General features: G+C 73.0%; 23 protein-coding genes. 9 read left to right on the top strand and 14 right to left on the bottom strand.

From position 1 onward, the window contains the following. Positions 1-36 precede the first annotated feature (36 nt). Positions 37-291: a DUF397 domain-containing protein gene (locus AB0924_RS28320; RefSeq protein WP_358931270.1), complete on the bottom strand. Its 255-nt coding sequence runs from the start codon at positions 289-291 to the stop codon at positions 37-39. Beyond that, positions 292-1,152, bottom strand: coding sequence for a helix-turn-helix transcriptional regulator (locus tag AB0924_RS28315; RefSeq protein ID WP_358931268.1), 861 nt, complete (start codon positions 1,150-1,152; stop codon positions 292-294). It abuts the gene before it with no gap. A 216-nt stretch (positions 1,153-1,368) separates the two neighbouring features. Here AB0924_RS28315 and AB0924_RS28310 point away from each other — a divergent pair, with 216 nt between their 5' ends. The 3 genes from AB0924_RS28310 to AB0924_RS28300 all read left to right on the top strand — a co-directional run bounded on the left by AB0924_RS28310 (position 1,369) and on the right by AB0924_RS28300 (position 4,731). Then, the gene (locus AB0924_RS28310; RefSeq protein WP_358931266.1) at positions 1,369-2,046 is read left to right on the top strand and encodes an ATP-binding protein; all 678 of its coding nucleotides are present in this window, start codon (positions 1,369-1,371) and stop codon (positions 2,044-2,046) included. Beyond that, a complete protein-coding gene (locus AB0924_RS28305; protein WP_358931264.1) occupies positions 2,043-2,471 on the top strand; it encodes a hypothetical protein in 429 nt (142 codons plus the stop codon). Before AB0924_RS28310 ends, AB0924_RS28305 begins: the two co-directional genes overlap by 4 nt. A 316-nt stretch (positions 2,472-2,787) precedes the next feature. Then, positions 2,788-4,731 (top strand): ABC transporter ATP-binding protein, encoded by a 1,944-nt coding sequence (locus AB0924_RS28300; protein WP_358931262.1) that lies wholly within the window; start codon positions 2,788-2,790, stop codon positions 4,729-4,731. A gap of 6 nt (positions 4,732-4,737) precedes the next feature. Here the strand turns inward: AB0924_RS28300 and AB0924_RS28295 are convergent, their stop codons facing one another. From AB0924_RS28295 to AB0924_RS28285, 3 genes are all read right to left on the bottom strand, one after another. Beyond that, positions 4,738-4,914: a hypothetical protein gene (locus tag AB0924_RS28295; RefSeq protein ID WP_358931260.1), complete on the bottom strand. Its 177-nt coding sequence runs from the start codon at positions 4,912-4,914 to the stop codon at positions 4,738-4,740. 245 nt (positions 4,915-5,159) lie between these two features. Next, positions 5,160-5,804 carry a DUF899 domain-containing protein gene (locus AB0924_RS28290; RefSeq protein ID WP_358931257.1) on the bottom strand — a complete coding sequence of 215 codons (645 nt, stop codon included), beginning with the start codon at positions 5,802-5,804 and terminating at the stop codon, positions 5,160-5,162. A gap of 282 nt (positions 5,805-6,086) precedes the next feature. Then, positions 6,087-7,949 carry an FUSC family protein gene (locus AB0924_RS28285; RefSeq protein ID WP_358931255.1) on the bottom strand — a complete coding sequence of 621 codons (1,863 nt, stop codon included), beginning with the start codon at positions 7,947-7,949 and terminating at the stop codon, positions 6,087-6,089. A 436-nt stretch (positions 7,950-8,385) separates the two neighbouring features. On the opposite strand from AB0924_RS28285, the gene AB0924_RS28280 reads away from it, so the two are divergent. Both AB0924_RS28280 and AB0924_RS28275 read left to right on the top strand, forming a co-directional pair. Then, positions 8,386-8,802 carry a RidA family protein gene (locus tag AB0924_RS28280; protein ID WP_366912878.1) on the top strand — a complete coding sequence of 139 codons (417 nt, stop codon included), beginning with the start codon at positions 8,386-8,388 and terminating at the stop codon, positions 8,800-8,802. Then, entirely contained in the window at positions 8,799-9,266 is a 468-nt protein-coding gene (locus tag AB0924_RS28275) for a GNAT family N-acetyltransferase (RefSeq protein WP_358931250.1), read from the top strand. Before AB0924_RS28280 ends, AB0924_RS28275 begins: the two co-directional genes overlap by 4 nt. Before the next feature lie 137 nt (positions 9,267-9,403). Here the strand turns inward: AB0924_RS28275 and AB0924_RS28270 are convergent, their stop codons facing one another. Beyond that, positions 9,404-10,099 (bottom strand): uracil-DNA glycosylase, encoded by a 696-nt coding sequence (locus AB0924_RS28270; RefSeq protein ID WP_358931248.1) that lies wholly within the window; start codon positions 10,097-10,099, stop codon positions 9,404-9,406. Positions 10,100-10,297: 198 nt separating this feature from the next. On the opposite strand from AB0924_RS28270, the gene AB0924_RS28265 reads away from it, so the two are divergent. Then, positions 10,298-10,990 carry an RNA-binding S4 domain-containing protein gene (locus AB0924_RS28265; RefSeq protein WP_366912877.1) on the top strand — a complete coding sequence of 231 codons (693 nt, stop codon included), beginning with the start codon at positions 10,298-10,300 and terminating at the stop codon, positions 10,988-10,990. A gap of 64 nt (positions 10,991-11,054) precedes the next feature. Here the strand turns inward: AB0924_RS28265 and AB0924_RS28260 are convergent, their stop codons facing one another. The 3 genes from AB0924_RS28260 to AB0924_RS28250 form a co-directional block, all read right to left on the bottom strand. Next, positions 11,055-11,498, bottom strand: coding sequence for a DoxX family protein (locus tag AB0924_RS28260; RefSeq protein WP_366912876.1), 444 nt, complete (start codon positions 11,496-11,498; stop codon positions 11,055-11,057). Between the two features lie 66 nt (positions 11,499-11,564). Continuing rightward, a complete protein-coding gene (locus AB0924_RS28255) occupies positions 11,565-12,254 on the bottom strand; it encodes a class I SAM-dependent methyltransferase (RefSeq protein ID WP_366912875.1) in 690 nt (229 codons plus the stop codon). 75 nt (positions 12,255-12,329) lie between these two features. Next, positions 12,330-13,238, bottom strand: coding sequence for an acyltransferase domain-containing protein (locus AB0924_RS28250; protein WP_366912874.1), 909 nt, complete (start codon positions 13,236-13,238; stop codon positions 12,330-12,332). Positions 13,239-13,301: 63 nt separating this feature from the next. Here AB0924_RS28250 and AB0924_RS28245 point away from each other — a divergent pair, with 63 nt between their 5' ends. Beyond that, positions 13,302-13,592: a DUF6343 family protein gene (locus tag AB0924_RS28245; protein WP_358931237.1), complete on the top strand. Its 291-nt coding sequence runs from the start codon at positions 13,302-13,304 to the stop codon at positions 13,590-13,592. A 25-nt stretch (positions 13,593-13,617) separates the two neighbouring features. Here the strand turns inward: AB0924_RS28245 and AB0924_RS28240 are convergent, their stop codons facing one another. From AB0924_RS28240 to rpsA, 4 genes are all read right to left on the bottom strand, one after another. After that, positions 13,618-13,998 (bottom strand): tetratricopeptide repeat protein, encoded by a 381-nt coding sequence (locus AB0924_RS28240; protein ID WP_358931235.1) that lies wholly within the window; start codon positions 13,996-13,998, stop codon positions 13,618-13,620. A 49-nt stretch (positions 13,999-14,047) separates the two neighbouring features. Further along, positions 14,048-14,695 carry a dephospho-CoA kinase gene (gene coaE / locus AB0924_RS28235; RefSeq protein WP_358931233.1) on the bottom strand — a complete coding sequence of 216 codons (648 nt, stop codon included), beginning with the start codon at positions 14,693-14,695 and terminating at the stop codon, positions 14,048-14,050. A 79-nt stretch (positions 14,696-14,774) separates the two neighbouring features. Continuing rightward, on the bottom strand, positions 14,775-15,713 hold the full coding sequence (locus tag AB0924_RS28230) for a PAC2 family protein (RefSeq protein WP_358931231.1): 939 nt from the start codon (positions 15,711-15,713) through the stop codon (positions 14,775-14,777). A gap of 294 nt (positions 15,714-16,007) precedes the next feature. Next, positions 16,008-17,501 (bottom strand): 30S ribosomal protein S1, encoded by a 1,494-nt coding sequence (rpsA, locus tag AB0924_RS28225; protein WP_009322963.1) that lies wholly within the window; start codon positions 17,499-17,501, stop codon positions 16,008-16,010. Between the two features lie 359 nt (positions 17,502-17,860). Here rpsA and AB0924_RS28220 point away from each other — a divergent pair, with 359 nt between their 5' ends. Continuing rightward, a complete protein-coding gene (locus AB0924_RS28220) occupies positions 17,861-18,688 on the top strand; it encodes a class I SAM-dependent methyltransferase (protein ID WP_358931304.1) in 828 nt (275 codons plus the stop codon). Positions 18,689-18,807: 119 nt separating this feature from the next. Beyond that, complete coding sequence (gene hrpB, locus AB0924_RS28215; RefSeq protein ID WP_366912873.1) at positions 18,808-21,339, top strand: ATP-dependent helicase HrpB; 2,532 nt, start codon at positions 18,808-18,810, stop codon at positions 21,337-21,339. A 118-nt stretch (positions 21,340-21,457) separates the two neighbouring features. On the opposite strand, the gene AB0924_RS28210 is transcribed toward hrpB, so the two are convergent. After that, complete coding sequence (locus tag AB0924_RS28210) at positions 21,458-23,191, bottom strand: lytic transglycosylase domain-containing protein (protein ID WP_366912871.1); 1,734 nt, start codon at positions 23,189-23,191, stop codon at positions 21,458-21,460. Positions 23,192-23,255: the final 64 nt, after the last annotated feature.

Below are 23,255 nucleotides of genomic sequence, written 5' to 3'. Positions count from 1 at the left end.
AGGGAAGTTGAGTAAAAAACAATAATCATCAGTGGTTCAGGAGAGCAGGAAGTCGGCCACCCCCGCCTTGGCGCCCTGGATGAAGGCGGTCATCTCGTCCGAGGTGTAGATCAGCGCGGGCCCGTCGGGGTCGGTCGACTGGCGTACGGCGATCCGGCCGTCGGCGAGCTTCATCGCCTCCAGGCAGTTCCCGCCGTTGCCGCCGCTCCAGGGCTTGTGCCACCCCTCGCTGCCCAACTCCCCCGCGGGCATGCCGTTGTAGACGCGACTGCGTGGCGTGATGCGGTCCATTCACAGCTCCTTGCGGAGATCCCGGAGGATCTCCTTCGTACGTTGTGCAGTGGCGGCCTGCGCCGCCATGCGGTCCATGACCTCCAGGTGGGTCGCCACCTCGGAGCGCGCGTCCAGGTAGACCGCGCCGGTCAGGTACTCGCTGTAGACCATGTCCGGAAGTTCGGGCACGGCGAACCGGAAGAGCACGAAGGGCCCGTAGGTCCCCGGGTGCGGCCCGTTGGTGAACGGGGCGACCTGGAGCGTCACATTGGGCAGCTTCGTGGCCTTGAGCAACTTGTCGATCTGCGCGCGCATCACCTCGGGACCGCCGACCTGGCGGCGCAGGGCGGTCTCGTCCATCACCGCCCAGAAGCGGGGGGCGTCGGGGCGGGTGAGCAGGTTCTGGCGCTGCATGCGCAGCGCGACATGGCGCTCGATGTCGTCGGGGCTGGTCTGGCCGATGGCACCCGACCTCAGCACGCCGCGCGCGTAGTCCTCGGTCTGCAGCAGGCCCGGGACGAAGTGCGGCTCGTAGGAGCGGATGAGGCCGGCCGCACCCTCGAGGCTGACGTACATCGAGAACCAGCCCGGCAGGATGTCGTGGAACCGCTGCCACCACCCCGGCCGGTTGGCCTCCTCCGCGAGCAGGACGAAGAGTTCGGCCTCGTCGTCGGGTACTCCGTAGGCCTTCAGCAGCAGTTGCAGGTACGGGATCTTGAGGGCGACCTCGGCCATCTCCATCCGGCGGATGGTGGCGGGGGCGACGCGCAGGACGCGGGCGGCTTCCTCGCGCTTCAGCCCGGCGCGTTCCCGCAGGTCCAGCAGGCGCCTGCCGAGGACCACCTGGCCCACGGTCGGCGCGGACCGCGGTTCGCTCACGCTCCACCTCCAGCACGATCCGCTACGGCAAAAGATTCCCGACAGCCCTGCGGCGCCGTTCGAAGACTCGTTCGTAGATCCACTGGATCGCCGATGGTCCCAATTGGCGCCGCTCGAGGTGCTGTTGCGAGCAGTGTGCCACGGCCGCCGACCGAGTCACACAGCACTCTGCATTTTTCAGAGTGACACTTGCCAAGTGTTCACGCCGGGGAGATAGTGGCAAGCGTGATTCCGTCCGCGCCCTTAGGAACAGACGCCGCCGCAGACCCTCTGCGTCCCGGTGCCGATGGGGGTTCCCCCGCTCGAGCAGGTTCGAGTGCGGGTGAGACGGCGACCCGTGACGCGAGCGTCGGCGCGCGGCGGTTCCGCTTCGAGCTGGCCGCGCATCCGGGTTCCGCCGCGCAGGCGAGACGTCTGGCGCGCGCCCGGCTGACCGGCTGGTCGGTGTGCGAAGACACCTGCGACACCGCGGCCCTGGTCATATCCGAGCTGGTCACCAACGCGATCGTGCACACCGCGAGCAGCCGTGTCGTGTGCGAGCTGCACGACCACGACGACACGGTGCGCATAGCCGTGCACGACGAGGGCTGCGCACCCGGCGAACCCCACCCCTCCCCGCAGCGCCCCGACGAGGAGCACGGGCGGGGACTGCTCCTGGTGGACGCGCTGTGCCGGGCCTGGGGTGCCCAGGAACACGGGCCCGGGCTGCTGGTCTGGGCCGAGCTGGCCCGCCAGACCGACGCGGCCCACGACACCACCGAACCGCGCAACGACCTGGGCTGGGGCGCCCGCCCAAAGCCCGGCGGCCCGCCGCCCGGCCCCGGCGACGAGGAGGAAGCGCAGGCCCGGCACCGGGCGCCCGCGCAGCGGCACCGGGCCTGGGAGCACCTGTGAGCGGCGCCGACGACTGCGGCCGTCGGCTCGGCCTGGACACCCTGGTCCGTCTCGGACGCCACCGGCAGCTGCCGGGCCAGGTCCGCCGCCCGGCGGTCCCGGAGGGCATGACGGCCCCGCTCGGCTGTGACGCCGTCGCCGTGCCGGACCGCCTCGGACCCCTGATCGTCCCGCGGCTGCCCCGGGTGGGCTGCGTGTACGCCGACGGAGCGCACTGGTGGTGGATCGTTCCGTCGGACTCCGACTACGCCCTCCCCTGGCCCGTCCCCGCCCACTACGCCCCCGGCGCACCCGTCCCCGGCACCGCCCGTCTGATCCACCGCCCCGAGGGAACGGTCCCCTACACCCCGCCGATCCCCCTGTACCTGGCCCTGTGCCGGGTGACCGGCGCGACCCCGGACTGGTCCCGAGCCGTCCCGGCGTGACACGGCAGGCTCCCTGACGCGGCCAGGGAAACCGACCCGACCCGGGCGTGACACCGTCCCTGGCCCGGCGCGGCTCGCAGCCACCCGGCGCCGGCATCCCACGCGCCCCCGCGCCTCCCGGACCGAGCCACCACTCCCCCGCTCGTGCTCCCCGCGCGCCCCCGGCACCCCCGCCCGCGCCCTGCCCCACCGCCGGCCCCGGCCGCGATAGTGGCCGTGCCCGTCCGGCCATGGCCCAGGCGGGCCGCACGGCGAGCCCGCCGGAGGTTCGGGGTGAGCCGGGAGCGGTTCACGGTGACCCCGGGGGAGGTTCCTGGTGCGGAAGAGGCGTACGGCGGCCGGTCCTGAGGTCTCGGCGTCGGAGCGGCTGCTGTTCGGCGGGCCGCTGCGCTACGACATGGGGTGGAACAAGCATGCCGACGCCTTCCTGGAGCTGGGTTTCCGGGCGATGCTGGTCCGGCTGCCCGGCATGCTGGCCTCCAGCCTCCGGCTGGCCCGGCAGGCGGATCCGCGGGCCGCGCGGACCGTACTGGCCGCCGAGGCCGCCCGGGGCGTGGCCCAGGCGGTGAGCCTGCTGGCCGTGAACAGCGCGCTCGGCAGGCTGCTCGCCGGAACGGACATCGAGCGGCGGCTGCGCGACGCTGTCCCGGCCCTGACCGTCGTGGCCGCCATGATGCTGGTCGCGGCGCTGCTGCGGGCGGCCTCCACGTATGCCACCGGGCGGCTGGAGCCCAAGGTGGAACGGGTGGCGACCGAGCTGTACCTGGAGCGGGCGGCCAACGTGGAGCTGGCCGCGATCGAGGACCACGCCTTCCACAAACTGCTGGACACCGCCCGTTACGGCGCCCAGTCCGCCCGCCGCATGATCATGTACGGAGCCCGGGTGATCAACGCGGTGATCTCCCTGATCGCCGCCGCCGGTGTGCTCACCGTGCTGCACCCTGCCCTGCTCCCGCTGCTGGTCACCATGACCCTGCCCAGCGCCTGGAGCGCCCTGACCAACGCCCGCCGCCGCTACGAGTCCTTCCACATCTGGGTGCAGCACTCCCGCGCCGGCCATCTGATCGGCCATCTGCTCACCGAACCGGCCGCGGCCCCGGAGATCCGGGTGCACGGCGTCGGCCCGTTCCTGCTGCGGCACTACCGGTCCATGTCGGAGTCCGCGGAGGCCGAACAGGCCCGGCTGTCCCGGCTGGCCGCCCGGACCGGCCTGATCGCGGCCGCCTGGACCGGCCTCGCGACCGTCGCGACGTACGCCACGCTGGGCGCGCTGCTGCTGACCGGCGCGATGGCGCTGGCCGTGGCCGGCACCGCGGTGATCGCGATCCGTACCGGGGCGGCGAGCCTGGACACGCTGGTGCTGGAGATCAACGAGTTGCACGAGGAGGCCCTGTTCGTGGGCGATCTTCAGCGGCTCTACGCCGAGGGCGCCGAGCGGGCCATCCCGGCCGGCGGCCGGCCGCTGCCGGAGGAGCCCGAGGAGATCCGGTTCGAGCACGTCACATTCAGCTACCCGGGTGACTCGACCCGCCCGGCCCTCGACGACGTGTCCCTCACGTTCCCCCTCGGCCGGATCATCGCGCTCGTCGGTGAGAACGGCTCGGGCAAGACGACCCTCGTCAAGCTGCTCGCGGGTCTCTACACCCCGGACCGTGGCCGGATCCTGTGGGACGGCGTCGACGCGGCGGACGCCGACCGGCGGCTGCTCGCCGAGCGCGTCGCGATGGTGGCGCAGGACTTCAAGCGCTGGCCGTTCACCGCCCGGGTGAACGTGGCCATCGGACGGCCCTCCGCTTCCCTGACCGAGGAGCGTCTGGCCACGGCGCTCGCCGAGGCGGGCGCCGAGGACGTGGTCGCGGAGCTGCCGCGCGGCCTGGACACCCTGCTCGCCCGCGAGTTCAGCGGCGGCCACGAGCTGTCGGGCGGCCAGTGGCAGCGTCTGGGCATCGCCCGGGCAGCGTACCGGCGCGGGCGGATCCTGATCGTGGACGAACCGACGGCGGCCCTGGACGCGCGGGCCGAGCTGGAGGTGTTCGAGAAGATCCGGGCGCTGGCGGGCAACGGCCAGACCGTCGTACTGATCACCCACCGGCTGGCCTCGGTCCGCCACGCCGACCTGGTGCACGTACTGGAGCACGGACGGCTGGTGGAGTCCGGCGCCCCGGAGGAACTGCTGACCAGGGGCGGTGTCTACGCGGAGCTGTACGCGTTGCAGGCCGAGCAGTTCACGGCGAAGGTACCGGCTCCGAAGCCGGCCTGAGCGGCCTCACTCGACGCCGTCGCCGCCCCGCACGATCACCAGGAACGTGTCCGTCGCCAGGTCCATCACGACCTCGGCGGGCAGGCCTTCGAGACGCCGCGCGTGCGCGAACTCCTCCGCGGGCCACGACCCCCGCGGGCCACCAGCGGGAAAGCGTTCGAGCACGGTTCGCCCGTTCACCATCTCGCACCTCCAGAAAGCGTTGTACTCGTAGGAGTTAACGCTCTGAGGAGGGCGAACGCCTCGCTCAGTGACCCGACTGAGACATTGTTGACACCCGTTCAGCGCGGACCGTGAGAATCCGTTCACCTTGCGACACGAACCGTACGTTCGGCGACGGGTCCGGCGCTTTCCGTGTCAGCCCCGCGCGTCGCACCGGCCGTCGCGCTGATCGTCGTGCCGGTCGCCCCCCGGGATCCATGGGTCGGTCAGTCCGCGTACTCGTCGTGGTACCGGAGCCGGTCGCTGCCCAGCGGGTCGCGGCCGAGCGCGGTCAGATCGAGCAGGCCCGCGGTGGTGCCCAGCGTGTCCAGACCGTCGTCGTGGACGGAGTAGGTGTGGAAGACCCGGTCCCGGTCCCGCAGGAAGCAGCTGAGCCCCGGCCGTTCGACGAGTTCCCCGGCCCGCTCCACGGTCGCCTCGAAGTCGCGGTTGAACTCGCCGTGACAGGAGGAGTACCAGGGCACCGCCCAGCCCATGCGCGCCTTGAACGGCAGGATCCGGGTGAAAGGTGCCCGGGAGACGGCCGCGAACGAGGTGTTGCGCGCGTGCAGGTGGGCGAGGTGGCCGACCTGGTCGAGAAAGGCAGCGCAGCAGGGGCAGCCGGCCTGCCACTCCGGGGCGAACATGAAGTGGTGGACGACGAGTTGGGTCCGGCCCTCGAACAGGTCGAGGAGGGTGGCCTTGCCGTCGCCGCCCTCGAACACGTACTCCGGGTCGACCTCCACCATGGGCAGCCGCCGCCGCTCGGTGCTCAGCACCTCCCGCGCTCTGCGAACCGCCTCCTCCTTGAGCAGCAACGCCTCCCGTGCCGCGCGCCACCGCTCACGCGAGACGATCTCCGGAAGCGACATGGGCCCTCCTGTCCTACGGCCTGTATCAAGTCGGTTCCGGGTGGTGACCGCCGGCGGATGCGGAACTCATCGGAGCCCGCGAAGATTTTTTCCCACGGCCGGCCGACCGACCGGGACACCCACGCCGTCCGGCAGCCGACAGGGCACACGTCTTTCCCGCGGCCGGGAGGAACGCGTCCTCCCAGCGGGACAGAGGCAGGCGTCCCCCGGCGACCGACAGGCACACGTCCTGTCGGCGGCAGAGAGGCCCGCGCCTTCCGTGCCGTCGGATCCGGGCCGGGACTATGCGGCGGCGGCCGGCGCGGCCCACGCCTCGCGCCGCTCCAGCTCGCCGAGCAGGTCGCGCAGCAGCCCGGTGTGCCGGGGAGTGAGCCGCCCGGTGTCGTCGAGGTGCACCGCGCAGGCCGTGGTGGTGTCCACGAGGCGTTCCAGGACGACGGCGACGGTGTCCGTGCCCTCCGTGTGGCGGGCCAGGGCGGGCAGCTCGGCGGCCGAGACCGCGATCGCGGTACGGGCCTCGGCGAGGGTGCGGTAGGCCTCGCGGCGCAGCGCCCACCGTTCGGCGCGGTCGCCGGACTCGCTCAGGACGTGCACCAGGTAGTCGTGCGCGGCGCTCCCGGCGGTGTCGAGCCGGGCCCGTACCCCGCCGCCCCGCTTTCCGGGCATCGGCAGGTGTCCCACGATCAGCACGATCGCGCAGGCCAGCAGGGTCTCGGCGATGCGGCCCAGCGAGGCCTGCGGCTCACCGCCGATCATGACCAGGGCGAGCACCAGCGGGGTGATGACGGCGGTCAGCGCGGCGAAGTTCCGGGTGGAGAGCGGGACGAGCGCCCCGCACACCGTCACCAGGACGACCAGCCCCTCGGGACGGGGCAGCAGCGCGGCGAACCCGGCGAACACCAGGGCACCCAGCACGGTCCCGGCGGCCCGGCACAGCACCCGGGAGGCGAGCGGCCCGAGGTCGGGCTTGACCAGGAAGACGGTCGTGACGGGCAGCCAGTACCAGTGCTGGTGCTGCCCGTACCAGCGGGCGTCGTGCAGCGCCTGGGCGACGGCCGCGCTCGCCCCGAAGCAGACGGCGACACGCAGTCCGTACTCCCGGCCGCCGGTGCCGAACACGGCCCGGACGGCGTCCCCGACGCCCCGCCGCCGGGCGGGCAGCCAGTGCTCGGCGTCCCCGGCCCGGTCGAAGGCCTCGGCGGCACGCAGCAGGGCGTCGTCGAGGGCACGCAGGGCGGGCGCCGACCGGCTGGGGGCGGGCAGCGGTCCGGTGCCGGTGTTGCCGCGGACGGCGGCGGCGAGCCGCCGGGGGCCCTCGGCCGCCCGGGCGGAGACCGGCTCGCCCGCCCAGGCCAGGGCGGTGGCGGCCTCTGCGAGGGGCAGCGCGGCGGTGAACTGGGCGTGCAGCCGGCGCTCGGCGGCGGAACTGGCCCGACGCCGCAGCCGGGGCCCGGCGAGGGCGTCCTGGGCGTGGTCGAGGGCGGCGGTGAGCGCGGCCCGCCGGGCCGTGGCGCTCCCGCTGCCCGTGGCGGCCAGCAGGGCGGCGATGGCGTCGTACACATCGGCGACCGCCGTCCGTTCACCGTCGAACCGGAAGTCACCGGCGAGCGAGCCCGGCGTGGGCAGGGCGAGGCGCAGCAGAAGCAGCCAGCCCGCTCCGGCGAGGAATGCCAGGACCTGCTGCCAGCCGCTCCCGGCCGCCGGCGTCCCGGCTCCGACGGCGGCGGTGACGAGCAGTTGCGTGCCGGCGGCGGAAGCGACCGGTCCGACCGCGCTGATGCCTCCGGCGGCCAGTCCGAGCACGGTGAGGAGCAGGGTCAGCGGCACCGCGGACAGTTGCTGCCCGGCATACGTGCCCACGAGCAGCCCGAGGGTTCCGGCCAGCGCCGGCACCCCGAGCCGCTTGACGGAGGCCCGCCTGCTGCCGGGCCGGTCGTTGATGCCGGCGAGCATCGCGGCGATGGCGGCCAGGACGCCCAGCGGGGTCCGGCCCGCGAGCATCCCGGCGAGCAGCAGCGGCCCGGCGGCGAGCGCGCCCCGGGTCAGCGCGCTCCACGGGACGGGCCCGCGCTGAGTGCGCAGGGCGTGCGCGAGCCAGGGCGGCAATGACAGTGCGGCGGGGCGCGACACGGGGCTCCTGTCCATACGAGGGCGGATCGGGCCTTCGGACGACAGTGGCCGGGCGGTGAGGTGCGCTTCCAGGATAAGGGCCGAGCCCGTACGCCTGGGGCGACGGTGTTTCGGCGAGGTGAAACCTGCCCGGATCAGGCGGTTTCTTTATGAACGCAACTCGGCGGAAGCCGACCGACGAGGGCAGGCGGGGCAAGGGCGCGGCGTGAGGGCGGGGCGGGGAGCGAGGGCGGGGCGGGGAGTGAGGGCCGGGGCGGGGGAGCGAGGGCCGGGGGCTCGCTCCGGTGAACGGGCGCGCGGGATGCGGGGTGGCACGTTCGCCGGTGGGGTGCTGCCCAGGGAAGGGCATCGCTCGCCGGGCCTCGGCCGTCGTGCCGGAAATTCGGGTGCGCGGGGCCGGGTGGTCCTCGGATGATCGGGAGGTTGTCCGCCCACCACCTCAGGAGCCGCCATGATCCGGCGAGTGACCTCCCCCGCGCTGTTCCCGCCGCCCACCTACTCGCATGCGTCCGTCGTGGAGGCCGGCACCAGGCTCGCCTTCCTGGCGGGGGCCGTGCCGCTCGACGAGAAGGGTGAGGTGGTCGGTCCCGGGGATCCGGTGCGGCAGGCCGAGCAGGTGATCGCCAACCTGTCGGAACAGCTGCGCGCCGTCGGCAGCGGCCTGGAGCACGTGCTGCAGACGGAGGTGTACGTCGTCAGCGGCGAGCCCTCCGTGCTGTCCGCGGTGTGGGAGGTCGTCGAGGCCTCGGGGCTGAGCCGTGGACCGCACTCGTCGACGCTGCTCGGTGTCGCCTGCCTCGGTTACACCGGACAGCTGGTGGAGATCACGGCGACGGCCGTGGTGCCGGAAGCGGGAGCGGGCCGGTGACGTCCGGGGACGGGATCGTGCTGCGGCGGGCGGGGGCGGCCGACGCGGGGGCGGCCGCCGACGTCTGGCTGCGGTCCTTCGCCGCCGCCCTGCCCACGGTCGTCCGGCCCCGCACCGACGACGACGTACGGGGCCACTTCCACGACGTGGTGATACCGCTGCGGGAGACCTGGGTCGCCGAGGAGACGGCGGGAGGGAGCGGGATCGTCGGCGTGATGGTCCTGGCCGACGCCCTTCTGTCCCAGCTCTATCTGGATCCCGGGTGGCGGGGGCGCGGTCTCGGGGACCGGTTCGTCGCCCTCGCCAAGAAGCGCAGTCCGCAAGGGCTGACGCTGTGGACCTTCCAGGTCAACACCCCCGCACACCGCTTCTACGAACGGCACGGCTTCGTCGCCGTCGAGCACACGGACGGCAGCGGCAACGAGGAACGGGAACCGGACGTGCGGTACGTGTGGCGGCCCTGAGATCTGGACCTGGCTGCCGGCGACCTCCGGAGAGCCTTGGTGGCGCGGGCGCGGGCGCGTCACGCGCTGCCGGGAGCCGGGTGCGGGGCGCCGGTGCGGGGCTCCGAGTGCCGGTAGCCGGTAGTCGGGTGGAACGGTTACGGCAGCCCGGCCGTGTCCGCGGCCGTGCGCAGCACCTCGCGGAGCATCTCGGCGGTGAGCCGGCCGGTGAAGGTGTTGCGCTGGCTGACGTGGAAGCAGCCGAAGACGTCCAGGCCGCCGAGGGCGACCCGGGTGCCGTGGGCGAATGCGGGGCGCGGCCGGGGCACCGGCCAGCCCGCCTCGGCGAACGCGGGGAACGCGGCCTGCCAGCCGAAGGCGCCGAGCACGACGGCGGCCCTGAGCGTCGGCCGCAGCAGCCGCAGCTCCTGGACCAGCCAGGGGCGGCAGGTGTCGCGCTCGGCGGGGGTGGGCTTGTTGGCGGGCGGGGCGCAGTGCACAGGTGCGGTGACGCGGACTCCGTACAGTTCCAGGCCGTCCCCGGCCCGCACGGAGGTGGGCTGCGAGGCCAGCCCCACGTCGTACAGCGCCTGGTACAGCACGTCGCCGGAGCGGTCACCGGTGAACATGCGGCCGGTGCGGTTGCCCCCGTGTGCCGCCGGGGCGAGTCCGATGATCACGAGCCGGGCGTCCGGCGGTCCGAAGCCGGGCACCGGCCGCCCCCAGTACGTCCAGTCGGCGAACGCGGCCCGTTTGGTCCGGGCCACCTCCTCACGCCATTCGACGAGCCTGGGGCAGGCCCGGCACTCCGCGACGCGCCGGTCGAGCCGGGCCAGGTCGCTGCTGTCGTCCATGCCGCCACCGTATGCCCGTCGTGCTTCCGTCCGGTTCAGTCATGTGCCCGTCCGGTTCACGCGAACCACACCGGCGGAACGCGGGCGGCCGCCTCGGGGAACCTGCGCACCGTTCCTGGCGAGGAGGGAAGTACGTGGTGCGGGCCGCCGCCGAAAAACCCGCCCGGCTCTCCCTGCCCGGGGAGTTAGGGTCGGGGCATGGCTTCCGAAGATGCGGACGAGAACGTGCACCGTGACAGCGGCGGGCCGGGCGAACCGGCCCCCGTCCGGGATGCCGAGGGCTCCGGAGCCGTGGACTCCCAGCCGCTCGATCCCAAGGTCGCCGCCGCGGTGGCCGCAGCGGAGGCGGCCGGTCCGGGGAAGGGCGAGACGGTACGGATCGACAGCTGGATCTGGGCCGTCCGTCTGATCAAGACCCGCTCCCTGGGCGCCACCGCCTGCCGAGGTGGGCACGTGCACGTCAACGGGGAGCGGGTGAAGCCCGCCTACTCCGTGCGCGTGGGCGACGAGGTGCGCCTGCGGCACGAGGGCCGGGAACGCGTCGTGATCGTCAAGCGGCTGATCCGCAAGCGCGTCGGCGCCCCGGTGGCCGTCCAGTGCTACATCGACAACTCCCCGCCTCCGCCGCCCCGCGAGGCCGTGGCTCCGGCGGGGCTCCGCGACCGCGGCGCCGGCCGCCCCACCAAGCGGGACCGCCGCGAGCTGGAACGGCTGCGCGGACTGGGCGGACTCGGCGGGCCAGGCGCACCAGGCGGGTTCAGCGGGGCCGGTGGTGCGGGTGGAGCCGGTGGTCCTAGTGGGGCCGGTGGTCCGGGACGAGCGCAAGGCGCCGGTGGACGCGGTGGGGCGAGCGGAGCCGGGGGCTCGGGCGGGCGTTCACGGGGGCGGTGAGTTCGTCTCCCTCGGGGCCCTCCCCCCACCCCCTCCCCTCCCCCGTTCGTGTTCGCCGCTCGGGTCAGGCCCGGCGTCCCGCACCCCGCAGCAGTGCCAGCAGGTCCCTGTTGTGGGCGCGCCGGGTCCAGGCGATCAGGGCGAGCGGCACGATCAGGATCAGCGGGGTCGCCGCGTACTGTCCGTCGAAGACGGTGAGCTGGACGATGAACGCGCCCACCATCAGCGCGCTCAGCGTCATCGCCGCCACCGACTGCAGGACCGGCACCAACAGCGCGACGGCGCCGGCCAGTTCGAGTGCGCCTATGGCGTACATGCCCGCGCTGCCCCAGCCCATCTTGTCGAAGGACTCCACGGCCGACGGGTGCGCGATGAGCTTGGGCAGCGCGCTCGCGATCCCGTAGAACAGGGCCAGCAGCACCTGCACCGAGCGCAGGGCGACCCGGGCGAGGCGGCCGCGGGCGGTCGGGGAGGCACCGGAGGTGACGGGGGCGGTGGTCTCGGACATGCTGGTCTCCTGGGTGAAGCGGTCCCGGTTGCTGTCATAGAGGTAGACCGGTCCCGCTCCCAGAACTCATCGGTGCCGCGCCACCGGTACCGCCCTCACCCATATCCGGTCCGGGGTCAGGTAGGTGTCCACCTCCAGTCCCGCCTCCGCGAGAGCCTGCTCGAACTGCTCCTTGGTCAGGGGCCGGCTCAGGAACGTCTGCGTCCAGACCGCGTCCGGGAACACGTACTCGGCGCGCACCGAACGCACTCCGTCGCCGGCCGGTTCGTCCGACGCGATCCGTACGGTGAAGCCGCTCGGGTCGACCCGCTCTCTCGGCACGTCGGAGTGGTAGTCCTCGCCCTCCCGCTGGATGAGTACACAGCCGCCCTCCGCCACATGCCGGGCACAGGTGCGCAGCAGGCCCCGGCGGACCGCGATGTCACCGGCGTGCACGAGGAACGATGCGAGCATCACCACGTCGAACTTCTCGCCCAGATCGAGCTTTTCGATGGGTTCGCATATCGTGCGTGCCCCGCGGACGCGGGCGAGCATTGCGGCGGACTCGTCCACGGCCGTGACCGTGAAGCCGCGTTCGAGCAGGGCGTGGGTCACCCGGCCCACTCCGCTGCCCAGTTCGAGGATGTGTGCCCCGGCGGGCACGGCGTTCGCGATGATGTCCGGTTCGCCGCCGACCGGGAGCCGCGTGTAGAGCTCGACCGCGCAGCCGTCCGGGGTGATCGCACCGGGTCCTGTTCCCTCGTATCCCTCACGCATTTCGACTGTCATGCCGGGACAACGGGCGGGGTGGGAGGGGACGTTCCGGGGAGAGGGGTGGTTCACTCGTTCGAGTCAGGTACTGGGGAACGGGAACCATCCGTGTCCGACGTACCAGTGGTTTCCGGCCCTCAGGTGGTCGCCGATGGCCCGTTCGACGGAGGTGCGCCGTGGCAGGTCGGCGTATGGCAGGTCCGGGTCGCCGAAGACGAACCGGACGGGTTCGGTGTCGGCCGGTTCGGTGTCCTGGTGGGCGGTGCGGAAGCGTTCCTGGAAGCGGACGATGTTGGAGTGCGCGGGCAGGTACCGCTTGAGCTGGGGGTCGAGCAGCCAGGAGTGGCAGACGGCGGCCGGGGGCTGCTGCTCGGGGTAGTGGCGGGCGAAGAACTCGCGGGCCAGTGCCAGGGAGCGGTCGCAGGCGGCCGGTGACAGCGGGCCGGCGAAGCCGGGTATGTGGAGGTTCAGGCAGGGCGTTTGCGGGGTGACGTCCAGCCCTGCCGCCGCGAGTGCCGCGCCGGTGCGCTGTCCGAGGGTGGCCCGCTGGAACTGCAGGCGTCCCAGTTGGTACAGCTCGCCGCGGAAGTGCAGGGTGAGCCACCGCGGTGCCTGGACGCCGGCGAGGCCGTGGCGTGCGCGGTGGGTGGTCATGTTCCGGCCGAGGTCGGCGAGGGTGCGCCGGGTGATGTCGGCCGGGATGCCGCGTTCCCGGTGGTGGCGGCGGACGTGCGGCACGGCGGCGACGAGGATGTAGACGGGGAAGCAGCGTTGCAGCGCGCCCGATGGCCAGTCGAGGTCGGGCAGGTCGGCGCCGCCGTGGGTCTCTCCCATGTCGCGCACGAGATCCGCGACGGCGTTCTCGAGCGACTGCCGCAGTTCCGGGTCGTCGCGTACGCGGCGGCCCATGCGTACGAGGTCGTTGATGTCCTCGTGGGGTACCGCCAGGTCGAGCAGTTCCTCGGCGAGTTCGTCGGCGTCGGGCAGCAAGCGGTGACCCCCTTGGTCGCGTCCTTACGGAAGAGTACGTTGCAGTCAGGAGTGGTGATCCGGATGCGTACGGGCAGTGAGCCGGTGACCGCGCGCAGTGCTCTGCGGGCGCGGTTCTGGCTGAGCCTGTGGGGGGTCGTCTGGGCGATCTTCGGTACGGCGGCGTTCTCGCTGGTCGGGCGTCCTGGCTGGGCGGCGGCCTGTGGGGTGCTGTGGCTGGTGGCCACGGTGGACATGGCCGTGATCATCAGGCATCTGCGGCAGGGTCCGCACTACCAGCCGGGGCCGGACGTCCCTCCGTACCGGCCGCCGGAAGGGGGCCCGCGGTATCCGCGGCGGCCCCGGCACCCGTGACGGGAGCCGCGGGATTTCGCCGGGGTCAGGAGTCGAAGCGGGCGGCCTTGAGGTACTCGGGGTTGGGGTCGAGTGCGGCGGCCAGCCGGAAGTGGCGTTTGGCCTGGTCGGGGCGGCCCTGGCGTTCGTAGGTGCGGGCGAGCGCGAAGTGTGCGAAGGCGTTGTCCGGTTCGCGTTCCAGCACGATGGTGAATTCCAGCTCGGCGGGGCGCAGTTGCGCGGCCGCGAAGAAGGCGCGTGCGCGCAGCAGCCGGGCGGCGGTGTTCTCGGGGTGTGCGGCGACGACGCCGTCGAGGAGTTTTACCGCGCCTCGCGGGTCCCGCGCGTTGAGCAGTTGTTCGGCCGCGCGGAAGTCGATGACATGCGTCTCCGGAGTACGTCCGGTCGAACCACTGGTCTCGGGCACGGCAGAGTCCTTCCCTTGCTGGAGCGGTTAAACGCGCCGGAGGGGTCCGCTATTCCGTGCCGCCCCGCTCCGGGCCGCCGTCCGCGGTTGCCGTCCGGGGCTCGCGTGCCCGGCGTACGAGGTCGTTCCAGACCTCGGTCACGCGTTCTCTCAGCGCGTCCAGCGGTACGTCGTTGTCGATCACGATGTCGGCGATCTCCCGGCGCTGTTCGCGGGTCGCCTGTGCGGCCATGCGGGCGCGTGCGTCGTCCTCGGTCATGCCGCGCAGTCGTACCAGCCGGTCGAGCTGGGTGGCGGGGCCGGCGTCGACGACGATCACGAGGTCGTACAGGGGTGCCAGCCCGTTCTCGGTGAGCAGGGGGACGTCGTGGACGACGACGGCGTCGTCGGCCGCGGCCGCTTCCAGTTCGCGGGAGCGGGCTCCGACGAGGGGGTGCACGATCGCGTTGAGGACGGCCAGTTTTTCGGGGTCGGCGAAGACGATGGAGCCGAGCCGGGGCCGGTCCAGGCTGCCGTCGGGGGCGAGGATGTCCGTGCCGAAGGCGTCGACGACGGCCGCGAGCCCGGGTGTTCCGGGTGCCACGGCCTCGCGTGCGATGCGGTCGGCGTCGATCAGTACCGCTCCGTGCTCCACGAGCAGCCGTGACACCTCGCTCTTGCCGGCGCCGATCCCGCCGGTCAGGCCTACTTTCAGCATGAGCGGAAGCTTAGGCCCTGCCGCCGGCGGAGCCGCTCGCGGTGTGGGCCGTGCGGAGGGGCGGTGGCGGGCGGTGGCTTCAGTTCTCTCCTTCGCGCTCCGCCAGGAAGCGTTCGAACTCGAGTCCGATCTCGTCGGCGGAGGGGATGTCGACGGGTTCGGCGAGCATGTTGCCCCGGGTCTCGGCGCCCGCGGCGGCGTCGTACTGGTGCTCGAGTCCCTGGACGAGTGCCGTCAGTTCCTCGTCGCCCTCCTGGATCTGCCGGTCGATCTCCGTCTGTGTGCGGTGGGCCTCCGTGCGAAGGGCGTGCGCGACGCCGGGCAGTACCAGGCCGGTGGCGGCCGTGACGGCTTCCAGGACGGTGAGCGCAGCGTCCGGGTACGGGGAGCGGGCGATGTAGTGCGGGACGTGGGCGGCGACGCCGAGGACGTCGTGGCCGGCTTCCATGAGGCGGTACTCCACGAGCGCTTCGGCGCTGCCGGGTACCTGGGCCTCCTCGAAGGGGCTGCGGTGTCCCGGGACCAGGTCGGTGCGGTTGCCGTGGGGGGTGAGGCCCACGGGGCGGGTGTGCGGGACGCCCATGGGGATGCCGTGGAAGTTCACGGACATGCGGACGCCGAGCCGTTCCACGATCTGCCGTACGGCTGCCGCGAACCGTTCCCACTCGATGTCGGGTTCGGGGCCGGACAGCAGCAGGAAGGGGGCGCCGGTGGCGTCCTGGACGAGGTGGACCTCGATGGCCGGTACCTCGTAGTCGGACCAGCGGTCCCGGGTGAAGGTCAGCAGCGGCCGGCGGGCCCGGTAGTCCACGAGCCGGTCGTGGTCGAAACGTGCCACGAGCTGGTGGGGCAGAGAGTCGAGGAGCCGGTCGACGATCTGGTCGCCGGTCTCACCCGCGTCAATGTATCCGTCGAAGTGGTAGAGCATGACAAGTCCGGCCGACTCCTGGGCGAGTGCCATGTCGACCACGGCGAGGCCCTTCGGCTCCCATGCGTACAAACCCTGCGGATCAAGCACTGTGACCGCTCCTCCTCGTGTTCCCCATGGACAACGCGCCCTGGAGCGTGGGCATTCCCGGGTCACGGCTCTGATCAGGCATCTCCCGTCCGTCGTCGTGACGCGCCGTCAGCCCGTCCGGTACGGGGAGCGTGGGGAACGGCGTGAGCGGCCGCGCCGGGCCCGTGGTGGGCGGGCGGCGCGTGACGGCCCCGGGGTGGGGAAGCGGCGGACGCGCCCCGGAAAACGCTGAAGGGCCGCACCTCGAAAGGTGCGGCCCCTCAGTGGCTATCGCTGAGCCCTAGCGGCTGGTGATCAGCTCTGGCCTCCGGCCAGCTTCTCGCGCAGCGCGGCCAGCGCCTCGTCCGAGGCGAGGGCACCGGAGGTGTCCGCACCCTCGGAGGAGTACGAACCGCCACCCGACGCGGCCGGAGCGGCAGCCTCGCCACCCTCGGCGGCAGCGGCAGCGTCGGCCTCGCGGGACTTGATGACCTGCTGCTGGTGCTGCTCGAAGCGGGACTGCGCCTCGGCGTACTGGCGCTCCCACTCCTCGCGCTGCTTCTCGTAGCCCTCGAGCCAGTCGTTGGTCTCGGGGTCGAAGCCCTCGGGGTAGATGTAGTTGCCCTGGTCGTCGTAGGACGCGGCCATGCCGTACAGGGTCGGGTCGAACTCGACCGAGGCCGGGTCGGCACCGAAGGACTCGTTGGCCTGCTTCAGCGAGAGGCTGATGCGACGACGCTCGAGGTCGATGTCGATGACCTTGACGAAGATCTCGTCGTTGACCTGGACGACCTGCTCCGGGATCTCCACGTGGCGCTCGGCCAGCTCGGAGATGTGGACCAGACCCTCGATGCCCTCGTCCACGCGGACGAACGCACCGAACGGAACCAGCTTCGTGACCTTGCCGGGCACGACCTGGCCGATCTGGTGGGTGCGGGCGAACTGCTGCCACGGGTCTTCCTGGGTCGCCTTCAGCGACAGGGAGACGCGCTCGCGGTCCATGTCGACGTCGAGGACCTCGACGGTGACCTCCTGGCCGACCTCGACGACCTCGGACGGGTGGTCGATGTGCTTCCAGGACAGCTCGGAAACGTGGACCAGACCGTCGACGCCACCCAGGTCCACGAAGGCACCGAAGTTGACGATCGAGGAGACGACGCCGGAGCGGACCTGACCCTTCTGGAGGGTCGTGAGGAACGTCTGGCGGACCTCGGACTGGGTCTGCTCGAGCCAGGCACGGCGGGACAGGACCACGTTGTTGCGGTTCTTGTCCAGCTCGATGATCTTGGCCTCGAGCTCCTTGCCCACGTAGGGCTGGAGGTCGCGGACACGGCGCATCTCGACCAGGGAGGCCGGGAGGAAGCCGCGGAGGCCGATGTCGAGGATGAGACCACCCTTGACGACCTCGATGACGGTACCGGTGACGATGCCGTCCTCTTCCTTGATCTTCTCGATGGTGCCCCAGGCACGCTCGTACTGGGCGCGCTTCTTCGAGAGGATCAGGCGGCCTTCCTTGTCCTCCTTCTGGAGGACCAGGGCCTCGATCTCGTCACCGACGGCGACGACCTCGTTCGGGTCGACGTCGTGCTTGATCGAGAGCTCGCGGCTCGGGATGACACCTTCGGTCTTGTAACCGATGTCGAGCAGGACCTCGTCCCGGTCGACCTTCACGATGACGCCGTCGACGATGTCGCCGTCGTTGAAGTACTTGATCGTCTCGTCGATCGCGGCGAGGAAGGCTTCCTCGTTACCGATGTCGTTGACCGCAACCTGCGGGGTGGTGGCGGTGGTCTCGGTGCTGCTCGTCATGTGGGAAAGGGCTCCGGTACGGACATTGAAGTCGTAGGTACTGCTACGCCGGGAGCCCGTATCGCTCTGCAGAAGCCGGACAGCCAAGGAAGCGCCCCACCAGGAACTGGTGATGGCGCCTCGACAACCGAGGGGACATACAACAGATGCGAGCGCAGCCTGCTACGTCTGAGGTGCGCAGGCCCGCAGCGCAACTTGTAGCATACGGGGGCAGCCGGGCATGGTCAATGCGCGAAGGCGCACACCCGGGGCGGATCGCCGCATAACCGGCACAGGAAACGTCCCGCGAGGCCACACGGGCCTTCGTCCCCCCGTGTCGCGCCCGGCGGGTTGGACGGAAGAGTACGACGAGGGAGCCGATCATCCAAGAGCCGGAACAGCCCGACCCGGACGGGTTCGAGGCGGAAGCCACCCGGCGTGACGCCGGGGTCGCGGAGAGCAGCCGGGCCAACCGGGGCTGGTGGGACCGCAACGCGGACGAGTACCAGATCGAGCACGGGACCTTTCTCGGCGACGACCGCTTCGTGTGGGGTCCGGAGGGCCTGGACGAGGTGGAGGCGGAGCTGCTGGGCCCGCCGGAGGAGCTGAAGGGCAAGGAGGTCCTGGAGATCGGTGCGGGCGCCGCCCAGTGCTCGCGCTGGCTGGCCGCCCAGGGCGCCCGGCCGGTGGCCCTGGACCTCTCGCACCGCCAGCTCCAGCACTCGCTGCGGATCGGCGGCGCGATTCCGCTGGTCTGCGCCGATGCCGGCGCGCTGCCGTTCGCGGACGGTTCCTTCGACCTGGCGTGCTCCGCGTACGGGGCGCTGCCGTTCGTCGCCGATCCGCGGCTGGTGCTGCGCGAGGTGCGCCGGGTGCTGCGGCCGGGAGGCCGGTTCGTCTTCTCGGTGACGCACCCGATCCGCTGGGCCTTCCCGGACGAGCCCGGCCCGGAGGGGCTGTCGGTGTCCGCCTCCTACTTCGACCGCACGCCCTATGTGGAGCAGGACGAGCAGGGCCGGGCGGTGTACGTCGAGCACCACAGGACGCTCGGGGACCGGGTCCGGGACGTCGTGGCCTCGGGTCTGCGCCTGGTGGACCTGGTGGAGCCGGAGTGGCCGGCGTGGAACACCTCGGAGTGGGGCGGCTGGTCCCCGTTGCGCGGGAACCTGATCCCGGGCACGGCGATCTTCGTGTGCGAGCGGGACTGAGGACGGCGTTCGTCTCCGTTCGTCTCCGCGCGCGTGCGTGCCCGTACGCGCGCGGAGAGGCGTTGTCCCCGCACGCACGCGTGTGGAGGGCGTTTTCGCCGGCGTACGACACTGGGGGCGTGATCCGTTACGACGCCCTGGACGTGCTGCCCGTGCGGGCCGCCCTGCCCGCTCTGACCGACGCCCTGGACGCGGACGGCACCGCCGTCCTGGTGGCGCCGCCCGGCACCGGCAAGACGACGCTGGTGCCGCTCGTGCTGGCGGGGCTGGCCGGTGGCGGGCCCGCGCGGCGTGTCGTGGTGGCCGAGCCGCGGCGGATCGCGGCGCGGGCGGCGGCCCGGCGGATGGCGTGGCTGCTCGGCGAGCGGACCGGCGAGAGCGTCGGCTACACGGTGCGCGGCGAGCGGGCCGTGGGGCGGAACACGCGCGTGGAGGTCGTGACCACGGGGGTGCTGCTGCAGCGGCTGCAGCGGGACCAGGAGCTGGCGGGCGTCGACGTTGTGGTGCTCGACGAGTGCCATGAGCGGCATCTGGACGCCGACACGGTGGCCGCGTTCCTGTGGGACGTGCGGCAGGCGTTGCGCCCGGAGCTGCGTCTGGTGGCCGCGTCGGCGACCACGGACGCCCAGGGGTGGGCGCGGCTGCTGGGCGGGGCGCCGGTGGTCGAGGCGGCGGGCGTCGCGCATCCGGTCGAGGTCGTGTGGGCGCCTTCGGCGCGGCCGGTGCGGCCGCCGCACGGGATGCGGGTGGATCCGGCGCTGCTCGCCCATGTGGCCTCGGTGGTGCGGCGGGCGCTGGCGGAGCGTGAGGGGGACGTGCTGTGCTTCCTGCCCGGCGTGGGTGAGATCGCGCGGGTGGCCGGGCAGCTCGGGGGCCTGGGCGCGGTGGACGTGCTGCAGGTGCACGGCAGGGCGCCGGCCGCCGTGCAGGACGCGGTGCTGGTGCCCGGGGAGCGGCGCCGGGTGGTGCTGGCGACGTCGGTGGCGGAGTCGTCGCTGACGGTGCCCGGGGTGCGGGTGGTGGTGGACTCGGGTCTCGCGCGGGAGCCTCGGGTGGATCACGCGCGCGGGCTGAGCGGGCTGGTGACGGTGCGGGCGTCGCGTGCCGCCGGGCGGCAGCGGGCGGGGCGGGCCGGACGTGAGGCGCCGGGTGTGGTGTACCGGTGCTGGACGGAGGCGGAGGACGGCCGGCTGACGGCTTTCCCGGCGCCGGAGATCAAGGTGGCCGACCTGACGGCGTTCGCCCTTCAGGCGGCCTGCTGGGGTGATCCCGACGCCTCGGGGCTGGCGTTGCTCGATCCGCCGCCGGGTGGCGCGATGGCGGCGGCGCGGGAGGTGCTGACGGCCGTGGGCGCGGTCGATACGGCGGGGCGGGTCACCGGGCTCGGGGTGCGGCTGGGCCGGCTGGGGGTGCATCCGCGGCTGGGGCGGGCCCTGCTGGACACCGGGGGCAGGGGCGCTGAGGCGGTCGCCCTGCTGTCCGAGGAGGTGCCGCGGGAGTACGGGGACGATCTCGCCGGGGCGCTGCGGCGCGCCCGGCGCGGCGGTGACGCGTACGCGGGCCGGTGGGCCGCGGAGGTGCGGCGGCTGCGGGCCGTCTCGGCGGAGTCCGCTGCGCCGGCCGCCGGTGATCACGGGACGCGTGTGGGTGCCGGGGCCGCTCCGGGCTCGGGGACCGGGGCGGACGGGCTGGTAGGGCCGACCGTCGCTCTGGCGTTTCCGGAGCGGGTGGCGAGGCTCGACGGCGGTTCGTATCTCATGGCCTCCGGGACCCGGGCGGAGCTGGGTGAGGGGTCGGCGCTGGGTGGTGCGCCCTGGATCGTCGTCGCCGTCGCCGACCGGGCCGCGGGGAAGGGTCACGCGCGTGTGCGGCTCGGTGCGGCCGTCTCCGAGGAAGTGGCCCGGGCCGCCGCCGGTGCGCTCCTCGGGGAGCGGGACGAGGTGCGCTGGGCCGGCGGGGACGTCGTGGCCCGGCATGTCGAACGTCTGGGGGCCGTGGAGCTGGCCGTGCGGCCGCTGAAGGAGCCCGATCCGGCGCTCGTGCGTGCGGCCCTGCTGGACGGGCTGCGGGACGAGGGGCTGGGTCTGCTGCGCTGGTCGCCGGAGGCGACGGCGCTGCGGCAGCGGCTGGCGTTCCTGCGGGTGCATGCGGGTGAGCCCTGGCCGGAGGTGTCGGACGAGGCGCTGCACGCGCGCGTGGACGAGTGGCTGGAGCCGGAGCTCGGCCGGGCCCGGCGGCGGGCGGATCTCGGGCGGATCGACGCCGGGCAGGCGCTGGCGCGGCTGCTGCCGTGGGCGAGCGGGGACGCGGCCCGGCTGGACGAGCTGGCGCCGGAGCGGATCACCGTGCCGAGCGGGTCCAGGATCCGGATCGACTACCGGGATCCGGAGCGGCCGGTCCTCGCCGTGAAGCTTCAGGAGATGTTCGGGCTGCGGGAGACGCCGGCCGTGGCGGGGGTGCCGCTGCTGGTGCACCTGCTCTCGCCGGCCGGGCGGCCCGCCGCCGTCACGGCCGACCTCGCCTCGTTCTGGCGGGACGGCTACCGGGGCGTGCGCGCGGAGCTGCGCGGGCGTTATCCGAAGCATCCGTGGCCGGAGGACCCGGCGGCCGCGGAGCCCACCCGGCACACCAACGCGCGGCTCGGGCGCTGATCCCGGGTGCGCCGGGTCACGCGCCGAACGGTGCGCCGAGGGCGCCCGTCCGCCGGAGCGGAGGGGCGCCCTCGCCGTTCTTCTTCCGGCCGTGCCGCCGGCCGTCCCGTGCGTGCCGTCAGGAGGTCGCCGACGGGCTCGGTGAGGGGCTCGCCGAGGCGTCGGCGGCGGCGACCTTCAGTTCGACGGTGACGGTGCCGCCGCCGGGGGTGGTGACCCGGAGCAGGAAGGTGCCGGTGGTGTCGTCCGCGTACAGCTTGGGCAGCGTGAGCCGGCCCTCGGCGTCGGTCTTGAGGCCGGTGAGGGTGCGGACGGTCTTGCCGTCGGCGTCCTTGAAGTAGGGGCCCTTGTCGTTCTCGGTGGCGTCGTCGTCGGCCTTGATCAGGGTGGCGGTGGCCGCGACCCGGTCCGCGGCGGCGCCCTTGTACGTCGCCTTCACCTGGATCTGCTCGGCGAACTCGCCGCCCGGGGTGCAGGTCATCGCGGTGTCGCCGGTGCGGGTGAGGGTGTCGGCGGCGCGGGCGGTGACGGTGGCGGTGTAGCCGACGCTCTTGACCTGGTGGCCGACGACAGCGGTGGTGATCTTGAAGTCGCCGGTCCTCTCGCCCGCCTGGAGGGCCGGTGCGTGCGCCACGCCCTTGGCGTCGGTGGCGACGGTGGCGACGGTCTCACCGCCGGCGAAGGTGGAGTCGGTGTCGCCGGTGATGGTGAACCGGACCCTGACCTTGGCGACGGCCGTTCCCGCCTTGGTCTCGGCGCGGGTGCCGATCCGCTGCCCGAACGCGTCGCCGGCCATCGCGGTGAGCCGCGCGGTGCCGGCGTCCTCGAGGTGGTCCACGGTGTCGGACGGGGTGGGCTGCTCCGGCGGGACCGGCGGCTTCGGCGGCTGGGGGTCGGGGCTCTCGCTGCCGCCGCCCGGCTGGTGCGGCTTCGGGTCGGGCTTGGTGTCCGGCTTGTGGCCGGGCTTCGCCGGCGGGCCGGACGGTGCCGGGGTGTGGGTGCTCGGGGTGCCGTCGTCGCTGCGGTGGCTGGGCACGCCGCCGGTGCCGTCGGGCACGGAGTGGGTGCCCTTGCGGTAGTACTGCAGCCAGTTCAGGACCAGGTTCAGGTAGTCCTGGGAGTTGTTGTAGCTGAGGATCGCGCTGTGCAGGCCGGGCTCGGTGGACATGTCCCAGTCGTTGCGGCACAGGTAGTGGCCCGCGGCGAGCGCGGCGTCGTAGACGTTGTTCGGGTCGGCCTTGCCGTCGGCGTTGCCGTCGCGGCCGGCCCAGGCCCAGGTCGACGGGATGAACTGCATCGGGCCGATGGCCTGGTCGTAGTGGCTGTTGCCGTCGTACTCGCCGTGGTCGGTGTCCTTGATGAGCGCGAAGCCGTTGCCGTCGAGCTGCGGGCCGAGGATCCGGCCGATGGTGGTGCCGTTGGCGTCGACGCGGCCGCCGCGGGCCTGACCGGACTCCACCTTGCCGATGGCGGCCAGGAGTTGCCAGGGCAGGTTGCAGCCGGGCTTGGACGAGCGCAGCTCGGCCTCGGCCTTCTTGTAGGCGTCGAGGACCGTCGCGGGGATACCGGCCTCCGCCTCTCCGCGGGCGACGGGGTCACCAACGGTCGGCGAGGGGCTGGGGTTGGGGCTCTTCAGCGGCGGAAGGTCCGTGTAGTACGGCGAGTTGCCGGTGGCGTTGCCGTCGGAGGCCACATCGGGTGCGGGGCTGCTGGAGCCGGCCGCGGCCGGTCTGCCGTGGTCGTCGCCGGCCGCTCCCGGAGCCTGGGACGCGGACAGTGCCGCGACCGCCGCCGCGGCCACGGCGGTGGTCGCCGCTCCCTTGCGCAGCCGCCTGCCGAAATGCGCCGCCATAGAGTGAACCCCTCCCGTGGACGCGTGCCGCGTCCGTCTCCGTCTGTCTGCCTCGCTCTGGTGT

This window comes from Streptomyces sp. NPDC047869, from assembly GCF_040704065.1.
Taxonomy (GTDB): Bacteria; Actinomycetota; Actinomycetes; order Streptomycetales; family Streptomycetaceae; genus Streptomyces.
Note: the sequence above shows the minus strand (reverse complement) of the source record. Positions and strands in the feature narration are given on the sequence as shown.